At 42.5% G+C, this 22,486-nt stretch carries 15 protein-coding genes; 1 reads left to right on the top strand and 14 read right to left on the bottom strand.

Annotation, left to right across the window (positions count from 1 at the left end; genetic code table 11):
• Nucleotides 1-5: 5 nt before the first annotated feature.
• The 8 genes from Q0110_RS14445 to Q0110_RS14410 form a co-directional block, all read right to left on the bottom strand.
• The gene (locus Q0110_RS14445) at nucleotides 6-1,013 is read right to left on the bottom strand and encodes an ABC transporter ATP-binding protein (RefSeq protein WP_297907808.1); all 1,008 of its coding nucleotides are present in this window, start codon (nucleotides 1,011-1,013) and stop codon (nucleotides 6-8) included.
• A gap of 5 nt (nucleotides 1,014-1,018) precedes the next feature.
• A complete protein-coding gene (locus tag Q0110_RS14440; RefSeq protein WP_297907842.1) occupies nucleotides 1,019-2,053 on the bottom strand; it encodes an iron ABC transporter permease in 1,035 nt (344 codons plus the stop codon).
• A gap of 254 nt (nucleotides 2,054-2,307) precedes the next feature.
• Nucleotides 2,308-3,900, bottom strand: a complete 1,593-nt coding sequence (locus tag Q0110_RS14435) for a RagB/SusD family nutrient uptake outer membrane protein (RefSeq protein ID WP_297907806.1) — start codon at nucleotides 3,898-3,900, stop codon at nucleotides 2,308-2,310.
• A gap of 19 nt (nucleotides 3,901-3,919) precedes the next feature.
• A complete protein-coding gene (locus Q0110_RS14430) occupies nucleotides 3,920-6,898 on the bottom strand; it encodes a TonB-dependent receptor (RefSeq protein WP_297907803.1) in 2,979 nt (992 codons plus the stop codon).
• A 208-nt stretch (nucleotides 6,899-7,106) separates the two neighbouring features.
• Nucleotides 7,107-9,107: a fructose-1,6-bisphosphatase gene (locus Q0110_RS14425; RefSeq protein ID WP_297907800.1), complete on the bottom strand. Its 2,001-nt coding sequence runs from the start codon at nucleotides 9,105-9,107 to the stop codon at nucleotides 7,107-7,109.
• A 41-nt stretch (nucleotides 9,108-9,148) separates the two neighbouring features.
• Nucleotides 9,149-10,633, bottom strand: a complete 1,485-nt coding sequence (locus Q0110_RS14420) for a hypothetical protein (RefSeq protein ID WP_297907798.1) — start codon at nucleotides 10,631-10,633, stop codon at nucleotides 9,149-9,151.
• A 3-nt stretch (nucleotides 10,634-10,636) separates the two neighbouring features.
• The gene (locus Q0110_RS14415) at nucleotides 10,637-12,391 is read right to left on the bottom strand and encodes a DUF6057 family protein (protein ID WP_297907795.1); all 1,755 of its coding nucleotides are present in this window, start codon (nucleotides 12,389-12,391) and stop codon (nucleotides 10,637-10,639) included.
• 105 nt (nucleotides 12,392-12,496) lie between these two features.
• Nucleotides 12,497-14,971: an outer membrane beta-barrel family protein gene (locus Q0110_RS14410; protein ID WP_297907791.1), complete on the bottom strand. Its 2,475-nt coding sequence runs from the start codon at nucleotides 14,969-14,971 to the stop codon at nucleotides 12,497-12,499.
• Nucleotides 14,972-15,154: 183 nt separating this feature from the next.
• Here Q0110_RS14410 and Q0110_RS14405 point away from each other — a divergent pair, with 183 nt between their 5' ends.
• A complete protein-coding gene (locus tag Q0110_RS14405) occupies nucleotides 15,155-15,796 on the top strand; it encodes a SagB/ThcOx family dehydrogenase (RefSeq protein ID WP_297907789.1) in 642 nt (213 codons plus the stop codon).
• A 102-nt stretch (nucleotides 15,797-15,898) separates the two neighbouring features.
• Here Q0110_RS14405 and Q0110_RS14400 read toward each other — a convergent pair whose 3' ends face one another.
• From Q0110_RS14400 to Q0110_RS14375, 6 genes are all read right to left on the bottom strand, one after another.
• Nucleotides 15,899-16,084 (bottom strand): hypothetical protein, encoded by a 186-nt coding sequence (locus Q0110_RS14400; protein ID WP_297907786.1) that lies wholly within the window; start codon nucleotides 16,082-16,084, stop codon nucleotides 15,899-15,901.
• Nucleotides 16,085-16,088: 4 nt separating this feature from the next.
• Nucleotides 16,089-18,293, bottom strand: coding sequence for a peptidase domain-containing ABC transporter (locus Q0110_RS14395; RefSeq protein WP_297907784.1), 2,205 nt, complete (start codon nucleotides 18,291-18,293; stop codon nucleotides 16,089-16,091).
• Between the two features lie 11 nt (nucleotides 18,294-18,304).
• Entirely contained in the window at nucleotides 18,305-20,575 is a 2,271-nt protein-coding gene (locus Q0110_RS14390; RefSeq protein ID WP_297907781.1) for a carboxypeptidase-like regulatory domain-containing protein, read from the bottom strand.
• 64 nt (nucleotides 20,576-20,639) lie between these two features.
• Nucleotides 20,640-21,944: a radical SAM protein gene (locus tag Q0110_RS14385; RefSeq protein ID WP_297907778.1), complete on the bottom strand. Its 1,305-nt coding sequence runs from the start codon at nucleotides 21,942-21,944 to the stop codon at nucleotides 20,640-20,642.
• A 117-nt stretch (nucleotides 21,945-22,061) separates the two neighbouring features.
• On the bottom strand, nucleotides 22,062-22,232 hold the full coding sequence (locus Q0110_RS14380; RefSeq protein WP_195474322.1) for a hypothetical protein: 171 nt from the start codon (nucleotides 22,230-22,232) through the stop codon (nucleotides 22,062-22,064).
• Nucleotides 22,233-22,336: 104 nt separating this feature from the next.
• Nucleotides 22,337-22,474: a hypothetical protein gene (locus Q0110_RS14375; protein WP_297907772.1), complete on the bottom strand. Its 138-nt coding sequence runs from the start codon at nucleotides 22,472-22,474 to the stop codon at nucleotides 22,337-22,339.
• Between the last annotated feature and the right edge of the window lie 12 nt (nucleotides 22,475-22,486).

The raw sequence follows: 22,486 nt of genomic DNA, 5'->3' as shown, positions 1-22,486 counted from the left end.
ATGAATTATGATTTATGAACTATAATTGAAACCATCTCCGCTATACTTTCCGCTATCCTCATATCTCCTACCGGAAACAGGATGCGCAAGTCGTTCGGGGCGTTACAACAAACACTTACATACTCCTCACTAACCAACGAAGGTTTAAAACCATTCCGGATCAAGGCATTTCCAACCCAATAAGAAGTTGTTAAATCTCCCTCAACCCCAACCGGAACCGTAGGAGCTTCCGTATGCAATTTACCTGTGCCCGGATCAAACACGATTCCTTCCTTGCTAAAAAAGGTCTCAAAGGCTCCTCCCAAAATCAAATCTTCCGGTGTCCCACATGCCATCGGACGACCTTTTTCCTGCAACCACAGGCAGTCTCCCAACTGGATTGCCAAATCAAGATCATGTGTCGATAACAAAATCGCTTTTTGTTGTTCCACCGCCAGTTTATGTAACAAGACCATAGTTTCTATCCTACTTGTCACATCCAAAAAAGCGGTCGGCTCATCCAACAATATGATAGGGCATTGCTGCGCCAAGGCTTTTGCGATCATGGCTTTCTGGCGTTCGCCATCACTCAGTTCCGATACATAATTGTGAGCCTTGTGAGCGATACCGGCCGCGATCAAAGATTCCTCGATAATTCTATGGTCTTCTTGTCTCAATTGCCCGAAAAAACCGGTATAGGGATGTCTTCCTAAAGAAGCCAGCTCATAGACTGTTATCCCTCCTGCATTTGTCTTCTCAGTCAAGACCACTCCCACCATCCGAGAGAAACTACCTTGTGAATAAGAACTCAGCGGTTTTCCCATTAACTCGATCTTTCCCCCTAAAGGAGGTTGAAAGCCGCATAATGTCCTCAACAAAGTAGATTTCCCCGCTCCATTCAATCCTAAAAGACAAGTTACCTCGCCCGGATACAGACTCAGGTTCAGAGCATCATGTACACACTTTTTCCGCCCACCTTTCAAGGTATATCCAATACTCAAATCACTAGTCTTTATCACAGATGTCTGTTTCATAGCCATTAATTAAAATACTGAATATTTTTCCGGTTTACGATCACATAAATAATAACCGGCGCCCCAAGCATAGGAGTTACCGCATTCAATGGCAGAATCATATTACTACCCGGTACCACCATCAACATATTACACAAAAGGGCGATACAGGAACCTGTCAACACTGTAACCGGCACCAACATTTTATGATTAGAAGAGCCAAGCATCAACCGGGCAATATGTGGGACCGCCAATCCTATAAAGGAGATCGGTCCGCAAAAAGCAGTGGTCGTAGCCGTCAATATACCTGTACACAAAAGGATCAGAATCCGTGTTCGCTTGATATGTATACCCAAATTAGCGGCATACATTTCTCCCAGCAACAAGGCGTTGAGAGGTTTAATCAATAAGATCGCTAGCAACAATCCGGCCAACGTGCAACTTCCTAGAAAAGGTAATTGCTCCAAAGAGACCCCGGAGAAATTACCAAGTCCCCACATCACAAACGCATGTACCCGATCTGTCGACGAATAATAATTCAAGATAGAAATAACCGAGGAAGCCAGATAGCCTATCATGATTCCGATAATCAGAAGCATGACATTATTCTTCACTTTTGCCGAAAAATAAATAATCAACCCCAATATAGCACAAGCTCCGGCAAAAGCCGCAAGGATTACTGCCATATACCCGCTAATCGGCCAATCAGCGAACTGTCCCAACGTACCTCCGAAATATAACATAATCGCAGCTACACCAAGATTAGCGCCATCACTAATACCCAATATGGAAGGCCCCGCCAAGGGGTTCCGGAACAATGTCTGTAATAACAACCCGCTGGTAGCCAAGGAAGCCCCTGCCAACAATGCGGTTATAGCCTGAGGTAAACGAGATTGTAACACGATATTCTGCCATGCGATCTTATCAGATCCCTTCCCCAGCAAAATATCTACCACATGATCCAAAGGTATCGGTACGGCCCCATATGCCAACCCACCAATAAAAAGCCCCAAAAGGATCATCCCTAATAATGGATAAAAAAGTAATACTTGCCTGTTCATCATACCCTCTTGTTACAATTCCTCGGATTATCGCACCTCCGTGATTTCGGCAAAGGTACGCTATTCATTCCAATAAAGAAGGCTTAACGGGTAAAATTGTTCTGAAAAGAGAAACGTACCTGTTTGACATTTTGACAAAAATAGACTTATATTTCCCGCAAATTAATCATCTCGGACAGAAACAAAGATCATAAATAAAGCAAAAAGGCCACCCCTTCGAAAAGGGATGGCCCGGATATTATTAGCGAACTTTTTTATTTTGAGAAAGCGGGATAACCCGGATTTTGCTTCAAGTTCGGATTCACCTGCCATGCATCCTGCGAAACAGGCATCAATTTCAAATAATCATCCGTTTTACGTTCGCAATTAGACTGTGGCCACATCCCGGTCGTAAAACACCCGAAACGAATATCATCCTGGCGGGAATAAACTTCCCACGCTAATTCCAAACGACGTTCCAATTGAACTTCTTTCAAGGTTACAGTCGCATAATTATGACTGCTATCACCATAGCCGCGCTCACGGATCGTATTAACCAAACTCGTAGCCTCGCTAACACTTCCTCCTCCGCGCAAAAGAGCTTCAGCTTTCATCAAATAAATATCTGCCAAACGGAAGATATGGAAGTCATTCTCCATAGAACTTGTTAAATCCGAGGCAAATTCCCATTTGAAACAACGAGCGCCATCATGTTGCTCTACCGCGCTCCAATTAGTCCCATCATACTCCATACCCGGTATCATTGTTACATCAATCGTATGATTCAACTCATTATTATGATCCGTAATAATGGGCTTTCCGGTCGTCTTATCAATCATCAACCCGGTCAAGAATGTTCCATCCAAACGAGCGTCTTCCTCATCAAACAAGCGAACATATTCCGGTTGCGCACAAATACCATTCCATGTGCCGCTAGCGGTAATCCCCAGGCCTAGATAATCCTTATAATGCAAGGTGTTGTTATGCAACTCATTCTTAACATTTCCATCATTACCCGTATCGCTGCTGGAGAAAGTAGCCGCCAAGATAGCCTCTTTTGAGTTTTCGTTGGTCACGGAGAAATTATCTTTCCAGTTAGGTTCCAAGATATACCCCATCGCCATCACTTTATCGCAATACTCTATAACTTTCTGATAGGCGTTATCAGAAACCGTAACGCCCCAAGCTTCGGCATTCAAATACAATTTAGCCAACAAAGAGTAAGCGGCTCCTTGTGTAAAAGAACCATAATTTTCTTGTGTGGCCGGAGGACAAATATCCTTGATTTCCTCCACTTCCGTGATTAACCAATCAAAAACTTCTTGACGAGACGAATTTTCAGGGAATACCTTATCCGTCGGGTGGAACTCCGTTAACAAAGGAATATTTCCCCAATAATCCATCATCACATAAATCCAGAAAGCACGGACACCGCGCAAATCCGCTACATCCTGGGTCTTTTCCTCTTCGGTCAGAATCTCCGAACTTTGTATTTTCCGGATAGCTTCATTACAAGTACCTATTGATTCCGTAGCAGCCTTCCACGCACTTTTAACCCGTGAGGTCTGTGAAGTCCAAGTATGCATATAAATCTCACGATATTGCCCACCGTCATACCAGTCGCCACCACGACGGGTCGGAGTCACAGCCATAGAACCCGAACACTCGGACAAATGCATGTATTCTGTCCAAAACTTCTTCATCGTATTATGCGAATTACCAATCAAAGCATTCAACTCAGCAGTTGATTGACCGAAATCGTCAGCAGGTAACTTGTCATACACGGTCTCATCCAAATCCATACAGGAAGAAAGTCCTCCCAATAAAAACAATCCAGTTATAAATGACAATATAGTTTTCCTTTTCATAATAAGTTTTCCTTTTTAATTAGAATGTTAAGTTAACACCGAATGTAAAAGAACGTGCCTTTGGCATATAGTTACGAGGTTCAATACCAGGAGACAGACCTGCATTGCTATCACTTGCCTCACCACGGAAATTCTCGACCTCCGGGTCTAAGCCCTTATACCCTGTTATCACGAATAAGTTCTGTCCGGCTACATATACACGCGCCTTATCCAACCAATCGATCTTCTTTGTATTGAAAGTATAACCGATTGACAAGTTATCCAATCGTAAGAAAGACGCATTTTCTACATAATAAGAACATACACGGGAGTTTTCACTCAATATCAATAGATTTTCGTTATCCATCACATTTGTTCCGTCAATGTATGTATTATTGCCATAAGCTGCCAACGGGTTATTCAACACCTTATTACCGATTGTTCCGCGGAAGAAGAAGCTAGCGTCCCAGTTTTTCCAGTTAAACGTATTGTTCCAGCCATAAGTCAAATCTGGTTGCGCGTCACCTACATATGTACGGTCATCATCCGTGATCTGTCCATCACCATTCACATCCTCAATGATAAATTTTCCATTCTCGTCCAAGCCATTACATTTCAACATAAAGAACTGTCCGACAGGCCGGCCTTCCTCTACGACGTGCGATGTTACTCCGGAAGCTCCGCGAATCCAAGGATCACCTACATAAACACGTCCGGTAGAATACAGCTCATTAGACAATTTAGTAATCTCATTCTTATTATGAGCTAAATTAAGAGAGGTTGTCCACGTAAAATTCTTGTTACGTATCACGTCTAAGTTCAATAAGATCTCAACACCCGTATTCTTCATGTCACCTACATTCGCCTGAATCTGGTTGTACACATAAGTCGGGGTAGAAACCTCATAATTATAAAGCATATCCTTTGTCCGCTTATCATACCACTCGATCGTACCACTCAACCGGTTATTGAACAATGTGAAGTCCAAACCAATATTTAACATCGCGGTCTGTTCCCATTTCAAGTCCGGGTTCGCATTCTGCGAAGGGCGGAAAGCCGTCGGCCAAGATCCGTTATTATAATAAGTTCCGGAAGCGGAATACAAATCCAAAGATTTATACGGTTGCAAACCATCTTGGTTACCGGTGATACCATAACCCGCACGTAGCTTCAAGTCATTGACCCATTCCGTATCCTGCATAAAAGATTCCTGGCTGATACCCCAAGCAGCTGAAACTGACGGGAAAGTACCCCACTTATGATTAGCTCCGAACTTAGAGGAACCATCCCTACGTACCGTCGCTGTAATCATGTAACGCTCTTTAAAGCTATAATGCGCACGAGCGAACAAAGAGATCAACTTATATTCATTCCGGCTGGAAGTAACATTACCGATCTTCAGGACATTTCCAGACTGGATATTATCTGCGCCCATTGAACCTACGGCGAAGTTCGTAGCCTCAGATTTTTGATCCGCATATAAATTATTCTCCCAAGAATAACCGATAATAGCGTCTACCTTATGTTCCTCCGACGCACCGAAAGCTTTTACGTAATTCGCTGTCCACTCTAACAAATTACGGTCCCAAAACCTATTCCGACGGATAGCTTTGCCAGTATCACCCTGTCCACGAGAATTCTGGGGATCTTGCCATTCACTGTAATCAGCGGAGAAACGGCTTTTGTATAAATTCACTTTTGTTGTCAGTCCGTCAATAATAGAAAATTGAACATCACCTTGTCCATAGAAGTAGTTGTTAGCCGATTTCTTATAGTTCTGATCCTGGTTCTGAACAGGGTTACCTTGATCATAATTGTGGTTGGCATCTGTGAAATAAGAACCATCCTCATTATAAACCGGATAAACAGGAAGCATATTATAAGCCAAGATATAATCGTCCGCAAACGGCATCTGCATATCTGTCAACGTCGCAGCTCCAGTCAACCCGATACGCAAACGATCATTAATAGCGCGTTGCTGGAATTGGAAACGGAAACTATGACGGGTCATGTAGTTGTCACGAGCGACACCATTACGATCCAAGAATGTATAAGACGCACGATAATTGCTTTTTGAAGAACCTCCGGACAAAGAAATCGCATGTTGTTGAGATACTCCTACACGGGTCATCTCATCAAACCAGTCTGTGTCCGAGTTATATTTATCATAAGTAGAAATATCTTTACCCAACACCTTATTTGCCTCACGCCATTCTGCCGCATTCAGCATATCCGGTTTGTTGGCCACGGAAGAAGCGGTGACATAACCGTCATAATTAATCTGTGTTTTAGATCCGGAGCCACGCTTCGTCGTAATCAAAATAACACCTCCAGCGGCTCGAGAACCATAGATAGCGGCAGAAGAAGCATCTTTCAACACTGAGATAGACTCGATATCGGAAGGAGATACTGTAGACATATCACCACCCGGCACACCATCAATAACGATCATCGGACCTTGATCATTCTGCAAAGTAGAGGTTCCGCGTAACTGGATCTGAGAACTACGAGTCACATCACCGGAACCAGAAGTGATGGTCAAACCTGCGACTTTACCTTGTAACAAGTCGGAGGCGTCACGGTTAACACCTTTATTAAAATTTTCCTCGGAAATATTCGCAACAGAGCCCGTAATCTCCCGACGAGTCTGCGTACCATAACCGATGGCTACGACCTCACCCAAATTCACGACCGAAGCACCCAATTTGACGTTTATATTAGAACGCCCCTTGACACTTTCTTCCACAGAGTTATAACCAATAAAAGATACCTGAAGAACCGCTTTTTTCAAGTCATTTACGGTTAACGAATAATTACCGTCAATATCGGTAATCGTACCATTGGTAGTTCCCTTTTCCACAATATTAGCTCCAATAATGGGTTCACCTAGTTCGTCAAGAACTTTACCTTTGACAGTGCCGGATTGGGCAAAAGCAGCTGTCATGCACAAAGACATCAACATGGAGAATATTGCTATCCTCCAATGTTTGAAAGAAGCAAAGGTTTTCTTTCGTTGCATAATTACTTAATTTTTAGGTTAACATTCATTGAATTTACAAACACAATTGAAAATTTAAGTGCAAATATAACTTATTTTTTTAAAAGAAGCTATGATTATGTAAAAAAAGAGGAAAACACTAAAAACTCTTATTCTAGTGTTTTCCCTTCCGTAATGTCTAAAATTCCCTATTTTCAACCGTAGTTCTTGACGAACTTTGTCAAAAAATTTATCTCTCCATTCTCTCTTTTTCTTTTATCAACCCATTCCTATACGCGTAAAGTAATTTTTCCAAATCCTTAATTTGACTTTGAAGCTCGGCCCCCTTATCCGTATCTTTCACCATCTGCCGATGGGAACTTAATTCTACCACGATCGTCGTAGATTTAATATCCAAACCTTCCTCGATCGCCTTCGCACGAGATTCGAAAGGCTCATGTTGCACAAGCTGAAAGCCACGAGAGTGATATACCAGCGTATAACCGGCGATACCGGTCTCTAAATGATATGGACGGGAAAAACCACCATCTATTACCAACATCTTACCATTCGCCTTGATCGGGTTCTCTCCTTGATTGGAACGGACAGGTACATGCCCGTTTATGATATGCCGATGCATACCTGTCACTCCGAATTCATCCAATATCCTGTCACAAATATCCTCTTGCTCACGCAAGGTATAATAAGCTCCTTTTTCCTCCTTATGAGTCTCGGTCTCCTCGATAAAAGCCCGCTCAAAAGTAGCCATCTTGCTTTTGTCAAATAACGGAGAATCCTTCCCTCCCCAGAGATACCAGATATAGTCATGCGCATATTCCACCTCTTCCTGCTCTCCGGTCTTGAAATACGCCGTACGAATCAGTTGGTCCACACGATCCAGTAAAGCACGGCCTTTATAATCCTGTCCTAAGATACGTACCGACTTAAACGTACCATCCGGATTCATCGGGATAGAGGCATGAAACAATAAATTGGAATTACAAACCTGATACATCCCCCCATGCCTGAAAAAACAACGCATATGCTTTTTCATCTTCTCGCTGCTCTCGAAAGAATGTAAGATCTTACGGATCAGATCTTCTTCCTCAATAGAAAGACGATAAGGATCCCTTGGATCTAAAGTAGGCCAATTGGTATCTTTAAGCGTATAATCCACCCCATTGATATGAACGACTCCACGCTTCAGGTCAATATGATGCAATAACATCCGGTCATCCATCTCAAATTCCGGACGACGACGAATGATCTCCCCCTCCAGCTTGAATTGGATGATCGTGATCGCCTTATGCATTTGAGCGATCAGACGGATGGTCTTCTCATCCATGACGTTGTCTGAGAACTTCGTCTTCGGCATGAATAACATACAAGGGTCATCCCCGTACGCTTCCATGGCAAAAGTGGCCAACGGCAAAAGATTGATACCATACCCATCCTCCAAGGTTGCCATATTACCGAAACGCAGGCACATACGAATCACGTTGGCAATACTTACCAGATTGCCGGAGGCGGCTCCCATCCACAAAATATCATGATTCCCCCATTGGATATCGAAATTATGATAATCACAAAGGATATCCATGATCAAATGAGCGCCCGGGCCACGATCGTAAATATCTCCGATGATATGTAACAGGTCGATCGTCAACCGCTGGATCAAGTTACACATGGCGATAATGAAATCATCCGCACGGCCTGTAGAAACGATCGTACAGATTATCTGGTCTACATAGGCAGACTTATTCGGCTCTACGGAAGACTCATGCAATAACTCTTGGATAATGTATGAGAACTCTTTTGGTAAAGCCTTACGTACTTTCGAACGGGTATATTTAGAAGACACGTTCCGGCAAACACGTACCAATTGGTTCAAGGTCACTTGATACCAATCTTCCAGATCCTGCTCTTGGCTCTTGATCAGTTCCAGCTTATCTTCCGGATAATAAATCAAGGAACAAAGTTCTTTCTTCTCAGATTCCCGGAGCGTATTACTGAATATCTCGTTCACTTTACGTTTTACGGCCCCGGACGCATTTCGCAGCACATGGCTAAAAGCCTGGTCCTCACCATGCAAATCACTTAGAAAATGCTCCGTTCCTTTCGGCAAGTTCAAGATCGCCTCCAAGTTAATGATCTCCGTACTAGCGTCTGCGATAGTAGGAAAACTCCGCGCCAGCAATTGCAAATACCGTAAATCGTTTTGCACAGATTCGGCTATAATATCTTTTGTCATCTTATCTCTTATTTATACGCGAATATAATAAATAGATCCGGTCATTTAAACCGAACCTGTTCCGGTTTATTTTTCTTGGCTACTTGCTGGATCTCATAGGGACTGGTCTCAACAGCTCCTCTCGTCAATTCCGGGATATTATAAGAATACAACTGATAGTCATACTTATCCGGATTCTCCTGAGGCAACAAGAACGGCTTCGAAGGTTTCCCATCTTCCCCTATGTGGCAAATATAAGGTAAAGTATACAGCCCATTATCCCGGCGACTGCTAAACACGACCCAATCACTATTACTACTCCAAGAATGATAGCTATCCGTATCCGGGCTATTCAAGGCAGACATATCCACCGCTGTCCGGTTTTCCAAATCTATCATCCGGATCTCCGCATCCGAGTGCCATATAGGGAACTGCCCATAAGCGGTTTCCGTGTACATCAAAAAACGCCCGTCGGGAGAGATACGAGGAAATGTATAGCTCAAGCTATCCGCACGCACCAACGTATCAATCGGGAAGCTGATTTCCCCGCGATCCGGATCGAACGCTACACGGCAAAGATTATAACGAACCTTATCATAGTTTTCCGGCATCTTTTGAGCAGGGGTCGTACAGAAATAAAGCCATTTTCCATCCGGGGAGAAAGAAGGGAAAGTCTCGAAGGCATCTTTCGTGATTAATGAGGCTTTCGAAAGGATCTCTTTGTTTCTCACGTCATATACGATCACATCGGACTCCAAGTCAAACACTTCCATCTTTTTTTCTTTCACGGAATGAAAAAACTGCCTGATATCGTTTACGGATGTGGTGATATAGTGTCCGGACGGATGCCAATAAGGATACGTCATACCACTGATCGTCTGCTTCGTTTTCGTATTCAACTTACTGATTTTCTTATCTTGGATAATATAGGTTCCACCATTTGCCGCACGCATATGGAACATCATCCGGCCCGGATCGCCCATACAAAAAGAATGGCAGTTCATACAATTATAGCCGGTCATATCGTTACGGATAATCGGCTGCTCGTCAAACGACTCTAAATCCCGTTGATAGATACCGACAATATGCCATTTCTCATATCCCGGTTCTATCAAGCGATATACTAAATGAGAGTCGATCGGTCGATCACTGATATAAACCGGGAAAGAAGCCCATCGTGTCCACTCCCCTCCTTGTTTTGTAGCGATCTCTATCCGGATTGGTCTTCCCCGGTTCTCCCGGGTCATACGCATCCACTCTTTCGGATCAATCCGGATCGCATCCGTTCCGTAATATTCATGATCTCCTACCTTAACATAACACTTCTCCGCGGGTATATCGATCCTGAAGTTCAGGGGAGCGATATTATAAGGAACGGTCACGCCTACGTAATCAGGGAAAATAGGAGGAATGTCCGTACGCTCATGGGCCACCGACACCGGCTTTTCCCGATTACCCTTATAAACCAATACAGGTATCAATATCTGCAATATCAGATACACGATCACAAAATTCCGGACGATCTTTCTTTTCTTTGTATTATCCATGTATTATTGTCGTTTAGGAGTCGGAATAAATTGAGCGTAATAATAATAGGTATCACCAAATTGCTGTCTCAAGGCTGCCGGCGGCATAGAACGCGCCACTTTCATGAATCGCAAGAAGCGGTTTTGTATCTCCGGACTGATCGGATATGTCCGAAACTCCTCCGGATCGTTCTTCACGGCAGCGAAAAACAGACAAATAGCTTCCTGATAAAGTACCGGAAATGACTCACCCCGTTCTTTCATCAATTCCATATAATGCATAAAAGTCATCAAATCCTTATAAACCAAGAGATATCCCATCCCATACTCAAAAGCCGGGCGGTTATCGGCATGATCATCAATCAAGAACGCTAGCGCATTCGGGAAAGTCAAGGTCAGGTCGAAAGGATTATCGGTAATAGGAAGCATCGCCCGTTTCGCCATGATCCACTCCTCGGAGGCACAAGTTACGGAGTCTAACAATGGGCGTTGAGCGGTTGCCCAATCCCGATAATGAGGGTTCGCTTCCAAGATCTTGATATATTTCTCGGCGGCCCTGTATTCGCCGGTAACCAGATAAGTTTCTACCAAACGCTTCATTAAACGGGGTTGCACGCAGCGTTGTGAGCTTAATACCCCCACAAAAGCAAAACGTTGAGCGGCATTTACCTGGCCCACCTGCCATGCGACCTCACTCGCCTCGATCAATCCCATCCGGCTTTTCGGATCGTGCGGGATAAAACCTCCTTCACCAATCTGTGGGAAACGCATCAAGTCGGTAGTAAACCTCCCGGTTTTAGATAAAGCCAAATTCAGATAAATCAGGGCATCCATATCACGGACCGGATACTCACGGGCATGTGAGATAATCTCTTGCCACTCCCCCTGTCGTGCATGGTAATCATATCGGTAAGCCTGCTCCATCGGATCTTTCTTATAAAGAATCCCGCAAACCATCCCTATCAAAAGAAAGGCATAAGTAACCATCAGCCACCAAGATTCCTTACGGATAAATAAACGATTCCTCACATAATAAAAAACCAAAGCGACCAAAGGATATGAAAGCCCGATATACCCTAAAGAATTAGGTACCGGATATTCGGGATGGCAAAGATGCTTACTGATGAAGGCTTCCCGCATCGGAAGGACATAAACCGTACGCATGGCGATCAGCGGCAACAATCCTCCCCAAGCGATAGCGATAAAAGCTACCCCCAAACGATACCGATCCTCTTTAGCGCAATACTCATAAACCGCGATCAGCAAGGCCAGCAATAAATTGGCGGGTGCCATAAAAAAATAAGAAAGCCCCAAAAACAAGAAGCCAAAGGTATAACGAACCCAATTAATCTTTATTAATGTATAGAGAAATACGATCACTTGCACAAAGGCGATCATTGTCAGCAACGCAATCGACTCTTGCGGATAAATCCAAATCAAAAAAGAGGGAAGAACCGCGGCCAACATAGAAGCACGCCCCCCACAAGCTCTTAAATAAAGGAAAAAACAGCCGGAGATCAGCCCTACTAATAAAGCGATCACTATCGACGCCCCATAAGGATGGATAAACGCAAGCGACAAAAACTCGGCTATATATTCATTCAATCCACCGGGTTCGGCTAACCGGTCCAAGAAATAGCTTCCGGTAGTCTGAAACATCATATACTGCTCCAGAAAACGATACCAATATCGAAAATTCAACTCTATGAATAGGAAACTACCTATAATAAAAAGGAATAGTATAATGGTATTATTGTTAACAAATAGTCTGTTTTTCATCCTCCAACCGTTTTTCGGATCGTAAAGATAGGAAGTATATAGAAGATGGCAAAAGAAAAGGTTTAATTATTCGTTCGGGGCGAGTAGATCCCGCCCCTACGAATATTACATCTGTTGTTCACCAGAACCGCTACCGCCGCCCTTCATGTCATCGTTATTGATACCTCGTTTTACCTTCTTGATGGCATCTTTCAAAGTTCCGAAACGATAAGATACGCTAACTTGCAACATCCGCATCGTGCGGTAATTGGTCTCCCGCCGGAAGAACGTATCGTCCGAAGAGACATTTTCCATCTTCATCCGTTTCCAGAACGGGTTCTGGAAAGACAGTTGGACCGAAAGTTTTTTCTTCAAGAAATCCTTGTTTACGGAAATTCCCGTAAAATAGAACGGAGAACCTTTCCCCTGCAACTGTATCCAAGGAGAAAAATACCCTCCATGTACATTCAACCGGAAATCCATCGGGAAATTAAATTGCGTACCGGCGAAAATACGGCCACTAAAACCACTATTTGCCATATCATTCATCTCACTCTTCAAATCCGTATAATCCAGCCCCCCATTCATATAAATACGAAACAAAGGAACCGGATTCCAATTTGCGTACACAAACAAACCTGTCGATTGTTTCTTCCCGATATTACCATAAGTAGTTTGGAAAACACCCGGATTCTTCGGGTCGATAAATGTATATTGCTCAATCGAATTATTCACGAACGTATAAGTAGCGCTCGCGTTAACGCTGAACTTCTGCGCGAACATACTATAGTTCAAGTTAATATTGTTACTCTTCTCCGAATCCAGGTTCGGGTTACCGAATGAGATGTTTTGCGGATCCGCGTTATTTACGTAAGGATTCAAATACCAGATTCCCGGACGCTGGATACGCATATTATAGCCCAAACGAAGTTGCTGCGCCATGCTCAGTTGATAAGAAACCGTGGCGTTTGGCACCACATCGAAATAATGAGTGTCAAAATCCATATCAGGAGCCATCTCATACTTCACGTCCAAAGAGGTTCCTTCCGCACGGACACCTGCTTTCACGCCAAACTTATCGAATTTCATCGAATATCCCAAATAAGCGGAATAAATATGTTGGGTATGGCGGAAATGGCTATCCTCGGAAGTAACATCCTCCCACACATTCAGCGAATCATTAAAAGCGGTACGATCCGTATTACTCCTACTCTGGCGGAATATATATTTCGCGCCAACCTCCAAAGTCTGGTCTTTCCAAGTAGGAGTCGTATAATCCACCTGTCCGGTATGTTCATTCGTAGAAGCCTTATTGATATTATTTTGCGGATAGCCAAGCCAAGGATTGTAATTCACGATATTCTCTAGTTCCGTATAATCCTTACTATCATTCGGGGAATGGCTGAAACGGTAGGAGATCGTCAACAACTCATCTTTCTTATGGGTAGAATGCTGATAATCCACGTTAACGTCTGTAGAACCAAACGTCTCTGTCGTTTCCGAGTTACGGTTATAAGTATAGACCGGATTACGATTGACATCCTGCATATTCACGTCATACTCCGAGAAATTCTTCATCTCTCCGCGGAACAAATTCGCGCCAACGGTCAATAAATTCAAGGAGTCGATCTCATAACTCCCCTCCAGATAACCGAATTGGAACGGGCCTCGGCTTTTTCTACGTCCGTTTTGTGTCAAGAAGTGCTCCCCGTCATTTTGTAAATCCTCCCGCACGGAACTAGCGTCATTCCAAGGGTCTCGCTCCCGGTTGTAATTATAATTGGCGGTAATTCCTAATTTCCCGGCTTTCAAAGACACATATCCGCCACCGCCTATGCGTCCTAAAGAACTACCATTCACACGGACCGTACCGGTATATCCCTGCAGAGCGTTCTTTGTCGTAATAATATTGATAATACCACCGATACCCTCGGCATCATATTTAGCACCCGGGTCTGTGATCACTTCTATATTTTTCACGGAATTAGCCGGCATACTCTTTAATACCTCGGCAGGATTGTTGCTCAGGAGGTTTGAAGGTTTTCCATTCATATAGATCTTAAAGTTCGTGGAACCTTTCAATTGGATTTGGTCATCTCCATCCACGGTTACCATCGGGACTTTACGCAGCATGTCCAACGTATTGTTTGTCTGAGCCTCCGGATCATCTTCCAAGCTATAGGTCAGTTTATCAATCTCGGCTTTCACCAAAGGTTTCTGCGCCGTAACCGTTACTTCCCCTAATCGCTGGTTATCCTCTTGCATATATAGTTTGCCCAAATCCAAACTCCTCTGTTTATCCGAGATTGTAAATGTTTTCTTGGCAGGAGCCTTTCCAATAGATTGCATAGAGATGATGTATTTACCGGCGCTACTTAATGGCGTCTGAAACTTACCATCCACATCACACGCTAAAAGCTTGACCGGCTTGTCGGGGGTTTTCGCTAAAGCTATACTCAACGTCGCATAGGGTACAGATTCGTTACTTAACGAGTCTAACACTTGTCCTTTTATTGAATAGGAACCGGCTCTATCCGTCTGCGCATACAGAGGAAGCACGAAGAACAATACCCAAAGTAAGGTAAACAATTTTTCTTTCATACGTTCATTCTATTACTAAATATAATCCATTTTACTAAAAATTACGCTGTTTACGATTTTATCGTACAAATAACGTTATTTATAACGTTCACTTTTCTTTTTTCTTCTAAAGAAGTATGAAAAAGGAGTATTTTTTTTAGATATTATTATTTTTGCATTCATAATCCTTCAAAATACAACATTATGAGAACTATCTTTTGTGTATTAGCCACTTTAATGTTGAGCCTGACAAATCTGCAGGCTCAGAGTTTAAAAGCCATTAAGTTGAATGCTCCCGACAAAACCCGGGGCGCTTCGGTGATGAAAGCCTTGGCAGATCGCCATTCCGAACGTGAGTTCGCCAACAAAAAGCTCAGTTTACAAGATCTTTCCGATTTGATGTGGGCCGCCATCGGGATCAATCGCGAGGACGGTAAACGTACCGCCGCTTCCGCCTTGAACAAGCAAGATGTGGATGTCTATGTATTGATGGAGGAGGGCGCTTACCTGTATGACCCGAAAGCCCATCAACTGAACCCGGTAGCGGAAGGCGACCACCGTCCACTGATCGGAGGTAAGCAAACCTCCGTGAACTCAGCTCCCGTTTGCCTATTGATGGTTTCAGATGTTTCCAAATTCGGCAATGTAGGTACACCACAATTACGTGAGCGTTTTGGAGCGTTAGACGCAGGGCTGGTCTCTCAGAATATCGCCTTGTTCTGTTCCGGATGCGGCTTGGTAACAGTTCCCCGAGGTAGCATGGAGGCTGATGCTTTGAAAAAAGTGTTGAAGCTATCCGACTCCCAAATCCCGATGATCAATCATCCTGTGGGTTACGCTAAATAACAGGAGTACCCCCATCGCCTCACGGCAGTAGTCTTATCGGCCAACACCACTACTGCCGTAGGCTTACGCCACTACTGCTTATGGGGCACACCAATAGTCACGTTAAAAGTATACACACCAAGCGAAGATTAAAGCCAGCAACGCGAAGATCACCACCAAGATCGTATTCCCCCAACGAATCAGGAAAGAGGGCATCTCGCCGATCATGTTACGTACCTTCTCGCTACGCAATTCGATACGGTCTTGCTCGGAATCCGCTTTTTTCTTCATCTCATTATAGGTTGCCATATTTTTAGTTTCCTAATTCCAATTGATTCTTTACTAAGTTATAATAAGCACCATTACGCTTGATCAAGTCCTCATGTGAACCTACCTCCACGATACGGCCTTTATCCAGTACCACGATTTGATCGGCGTTGCGCACGGTACTTAATCGATGGGCGACGATTATTACCGTCTTACCCCGGTAAAAGTCCGTCAGATTCTCTACTATAGCACGTTCATTATTCGCGTCCAACGAATTTGTCGCCTCATCGAAAAAAAGATAAGAAGGGTCTTTATAAACCGCCCGGGCGATCAAGATCCGCTGACGCTGGCCTTGGCTTACGCCTTGACCATCCGGACCTATCACCGTATTATATTTTAAGGGTAAGCGCTCGATAAATTCCTCTATATTGGCGATACGAGCTGCCAATAACAAGCGAGATTTATCAATCTCACCGTCATCCACGGCAATATTGCGTGCGATCGATTCAGAGAACAGATAACCGTCTTGCATCACCGCACCGCATTGGTCACGCCACCATAAAAGGCTGAAAGATCGCAAATCATCTTCACCCACCCGGATATCACCTTCTACCGGATTATAGTAGCCCAATAATAACTTGACCAAGGTGGTTTTCCCGCTACCACTCGTTCCTACGATCGCCGTAATCTTACCTCGAGGTATTTTAAGGTTTATCCGCTCCAAGACTTTCGGCGAATGGATGCCCTCATATTGAAACGTCACGTTACGAATCTCAATGTCCCTATCGCTTCCGTTAAAACCGGTTATCATACGTTCCGGCGTCTCCTCTTCTTCCCGATCATGGATCTCGCTCATCCGTTCCAGACTAATCTTCACGTCTTGCCAACTATAAAGAAACTGCACAAACTGTTCCACCGGAGCGTTCAACTGCCCGATAATATACTGTATAGCCAACATCATACCCAGCGACAGGCTACCCCCGATCACGGCCGTAGCCGCAATCACCGTAATCACGATATTCTTTACCTCATTAATCAAGATACTGCCGGCCTCCTGACTTTGTTGCAACCGCATCGATTCAATATTCGTTCGAAACAAATCCGCCTGAATATCTTCCCACTCCCAACGCCGTCGGCGCTCACAATGCTGAAGCTTGATCTCTTGCATACCATTCAACAGCTGCATGGTTTTCGATTGATTACGGGCCCGTTGCTCAAAATAAGTATAGTCCAGCAAACGGCGTTTTTTAAGGAAGAATGTCACCCATACGGCGTATAAAGCGCTACCTAGTACGAAAACAAAAAATATCAATCGATTATAGTAAAGTAATACCCCACCGAACACCACGAAGCTGAAAGCGGAGAAAAGCACCGTCAATGTCTGCGCCGTCAAGAAACGTTCCACACGCTCATGATCATGGATGCGTTGCAAGAGATCGCCCGTCATCTTCGTATCGAAAAACGACATGGGTAATCGCATCAGTTTGATCAAGAAATCGGATAACAATGATATATTCACCCTCGCGCTTATATGCAGTAATATCCAGCGACGGATAAAGTCCACCGAGGCACGGCTCAAGACCAGCATCAATTGTTCCGCCAAGATCAGATAGATCAGATTCAGATTCTTAGTAGCGATACCTTTATCCACGATCGCTTGGGTAAGAAACGGAAAGATTAATTGCAATACGCTTCCCAGCGCAAGCCCCAGCAACAACTGGATAAAGAAACGTTTATAAGGTTTCATATACCCCCAAAGGAAATGAAAGGGATCTCTTCCCGTATGGCGTTCATCTTTCCGCTTATAAAAAGCGGGGGTCGGCTGCAAGGCCATTAATATGCCTTTCTCCTCCCCTCTCGAACGGGTACTGATCCACGCATTACGAAACTCTTCCTCATCGATACGCAACAAATTCTTACCGGGATCGGCTATATAAAAAACAGATTTCCCATCCTGTTTCTTTTTAACGTCATATAATACGACAAAATGATCTTGGTTCCAATGGAGGATACAAGGGAAGGGACGTTGCTCCACCATCTTCCCCAAGGTCATTCGTCCACATATCGTACGGAATCCTATATACTCGGCGGCATCAACCATCCCTAACAAGGAAACTCCCTCTCGAGAAACAACGCAGAGTTTTTGCATCGTCTCGGCGGAATACTCCTTGCCATGGAACTTGGCGATCATGCGGAGGCAGGTGGCACCGCATTCCATGGAGTCGGGTTGTTTGATGTGGGGGAATTTCATAATTTAATACCTTATTCACTCAATAATTCTACCCGATTATTATCTACTTTCAACTTACTATTCTTTCTTGCCTTATACCGGCCGCTAGCCCAATTATAACGAAAACCGATAAGGAGCATATTCTTTCTCTCATCGAACGAACGATAAGTGTAACGATAATAATCCGGTTGATCTGTCCAAGACTCAAATTTTTTTCCTCCTAGGAAATAACGCACGGAAGCGATCAGCCTCCAAGAAGAGTTGATATTCCAACTGAGCGTAAGCAAAGATTCAATCGAACTTTTCTCTTTCATGGTCGGAGTATAAGCCGTACCCATAAAATCCACATGCCCATTAAGGGAAAAAGTCCTGTAAGCCAAATTCCAACGAATCATTTTCGAAAACCAATCTCTCGTCCCACTGTAAAAGGCATTGCGATGATAAGTTCCGGAGAGACTGACATTACCTATTCCTTGGATATTGTAACGCACGATACCAAATATATATAAATATTTTTGGCTGTCTTTATTCTCATAAGTAGAAGTATAAATGCCCTGGTCGTTCGTATATCCTACAGAAGAAACTATATCAGAGTGATGTGTATAACCAATCTCCGGACTGATATAGAAATTCCCTATATTAAAAGACATACTGTATCCCCAATCATTCCGATAAGAAGGTTTCAATTGAGGATTTCCACACACGATGCTCAAGCTATCTGTCGATGTATTGTAAGGATTCAAATAAGCCACGCCCGGCTCTTCAGTATAACCACGTGCCCACGCCTTGAGCGTAAGCCACGAGAGAGGACGGAGCATACCCGACACACTATATTTCAATCGATAATAATCACTCTTCTCATTCCCGATCCGATTGAATATCATGTCCATGCCCGCTGAAGCCGAGTAAGCGCCCCATTTGGCGTTTTGACCGAATAACGCATATATATATTCCTTCCAACGATTATGACGGAAAGGCAAATCAACAGATAAAGGAAGTCGCAAACCAGTTTTCTCATAAGAGAGCCTGTTTCCTAAGGACAACTCAAAACGTTCCCCTTTCTTTTCATATACGTTTTGCAGATACCCTTTATAATAATCCATCTTGTAGAGAGTGGCTTTATCATAGAAATAATCACTTCCCGTTTCACTCGTATGATCACGGTCTTCATTTTTGTTATACGTGAAATTCATTTGATTTTCCAATGAACTATTCCCCTCGAACATCAAACGATGATAGAGATTATACACATTCACAAGGGATAAGGTCTTGCTGTTATTAACTGATACATAATCGATCGTATCAGCCTCCCGCATCAATATGCCCTTCCCCTCTTTTTGTGCGTTTGTAGGGATACTTCTCAACGATACATTATAAGAAAAATAATTTTTGGTGTTTACCACCCAGTCACCTCCCAGCGTAATATTATACGAGAAATAATCGGATTCATGTCGGTTAACACCCTGTTTATACAATTGGCTCGTACGCTGCTCCCTATAGTCATCCGCATGGTTGTTATTAAAATAAAAGCCATTCGCGTTGATATAAAAAGAGGCTTTGGAGTTGCCGATCTCAAACGCTCCGCTACCTGTGCCATAATGAAGCTCGATATGGTTTTGAGTAGTGAAGTTAAACAGGCTGTATTTCCCCGGATTCTTTTTCGTCTTGATATTCACCACATTCGTAAATCCCTCGGACAAATAACGGGCCGAGGGAGTTTCCATGACTTCCACGGAAAGGATATCTTTGGGGTCGATGCTTTCAAGCGCATTCCCGCGGGGTACTCCATTTACCAGCGTCAGCACTTTGCCTCCACTTACGGTAGATATACTTCGATTTAACTCATCTATTTGCAAACGAGGGATTTCTTGTAAAGCAGCATATACATCACCCGCCTTTCTCGCCCGAGTCGAAAGATAAAACACGTTACCCTGCGTGGTAGCCTTGATTACGTTCTGCCGTTCGGCACTCACTACCACCTCTTCTAAATCTCCGATCATTTCCCGCAATAAGACATAATCCAACTTCATGTCCTTTCGTAAAAACACTTTTTCCGAGATCGAAGTATATCCAACAGATTCTATCCACAGCAGATATTCACCATCCTTCAGATTCTCTATACCATATTTTCCGTCTTGATCGGTCAGAGTCATTCCCGCCAGCTCATCTCCAGCAGTCAATATTACTTTTGCCCCAATGACCATCTCTTTTTCCAAATTGGTTATTCGCCCACTTAACTGATACTGAGCTAAAAATGAATGTACATTTAGGATAAGCAATAAAGCGAATAATAAATACCTCATGATATTCTCTTTTGTATGATAACAAAATCAATCTTCCACAAATTTCATCTTCCAAATAAAATACTCAGACTGTTTCCATATTCATTTCTTGCTGCTTTATATTATTTTCTATAATACAACTATTAAACTCAAACAATACATAATCAGAAAGAGAAATTTCCATCGAATCCAGCTGACAAGCCGACCTTGAATCTCTCCCTTCCAATATTTTTTGACAGCATGGTCCCCAGCATAATGGAAGCATCTTACATTTAATACATCTTTCATTATCAAACGTCTTCAAAGACAACCTTTTATTAAGTTTATCAATATTCCAATTTATACATCCTTCATCTGATAAGACTCCTTCTTCGAGATCTTTAGTGAAATCCCGTCCTGAACATTTATATACAATACCATCGTAAGATATTACAGCTTGGTTCTTTTCACTAGCCTTACAAGAATCACCATCACGATTTAAATTAAGATATGAGACTCTAAAACCATTAATTAGAAATAAAGTGATAGCTTTTTTCAACAATTCACCATCATGATTACCTCCTCTCGTTTGCCAAACTCGTTCCAAGTGAATACGTATGTGTGAACGATCTATATCAACAATATCCTTTATAACCTCTTCAATATGTAATAAAGTTTGATTATCATAATTAATCCTCAAATTAATATAAGGATTATAACTATTGTGTAACAAGTGTATCACCTTCATCACAATATCATATGATTGCTCTACGCCACTTCCCTTTTTTACGGTATTATGCTTTTCCCTATAACCATCTATTGATATTTGAAAACCAGCATTTAAATCCCTAAGCATGGGAATGAATGATTCGTCAATGCACACTCCATTTGTTATAAACGAAAAATTCACCAATTTTCCAACAGTAATCGCATAATCTCGTATCCTCTTTAAAAGAGGATAAAGTTCTTCCTTGAAATATAAAAGAGGTTCACCGCCAAATAAAGTAACTGAAAGAGCAGTTATCTCTTCCGAATTTAATATATTTTGTGTAAACTTTAATATATTATCTTGTGTTACAGTACTTAATCTACTGCCCATAACATGTGTCTCAAAACAATACCAACATCTTAAATTACAATCCAGAGTTGGAAGTATAGTCAAGTCATAGACAGAACTATTAACCTTATTTTGATACCTAGCTTCTATTTGTTCATATTCACCACAGTAATCAGCTATAATAAACTTATTATCTTCTAATCTCTTTCTTAAATTATCACGTAAATTAAGAATATCACTTCTAAGTACTCTATAATCAGCTTCAGTGATTATCGTAAAGATATTATTCAACGTATTAAAACATATGACCTTATCTTGTACTGGAACATATATATTATAATTACTCTCTTTCATATTTATGGATCTAAGGAATAAATATTAATCAAATTAAACATTGCAGATATGATATCTTTCACAGAACTATCATATCTGCAATAAAAAATAATGGATCATTTAATAACATATCATTTCTCAACAATTACAATGACATCCATTTTTCTCATCTGAACAACCTCCGCAATCACAATTACATCCATTGTCCACCATAGAAGCATAACCTCCTAATATAAGTGACTCTTCTTCCTTTAATAATTTTTCTATAGGAAGACTACCCTCATCTAAAGAAATAAAATCACCTTTCATACAAATAATTTTTAATTGTTAATAAAACATATTTTAAAATTTATTTATCAAACACAGAACATCTTTATTAATCTATAGCTGTTCATTTTTTCAATCTTGATTTCTTAAAGATATTCTTGTGAATACAGTACGCTCCTTCCATCCTCAATCCAATACCATTCGTCAGTCTCTTCATCATAATGCCATTCACCACCTTTTATAGCGGAAAGTTCTTCCTTCGACAACAAATCACCAATTTCCATGTCTATATGCTT

It is taken from the genome of uncultured Parabacteroides sp. (assembly GCF_947855115.1).
Taxonomy (GTDB): Bacteria; Bacteroidota; Bacteroidia; order Bacteroidales; family Tannerellaceae; genus Parabacteroides.
This window is presented reverse-complemented; position numbering and strand designations above follow the sequence as displayed.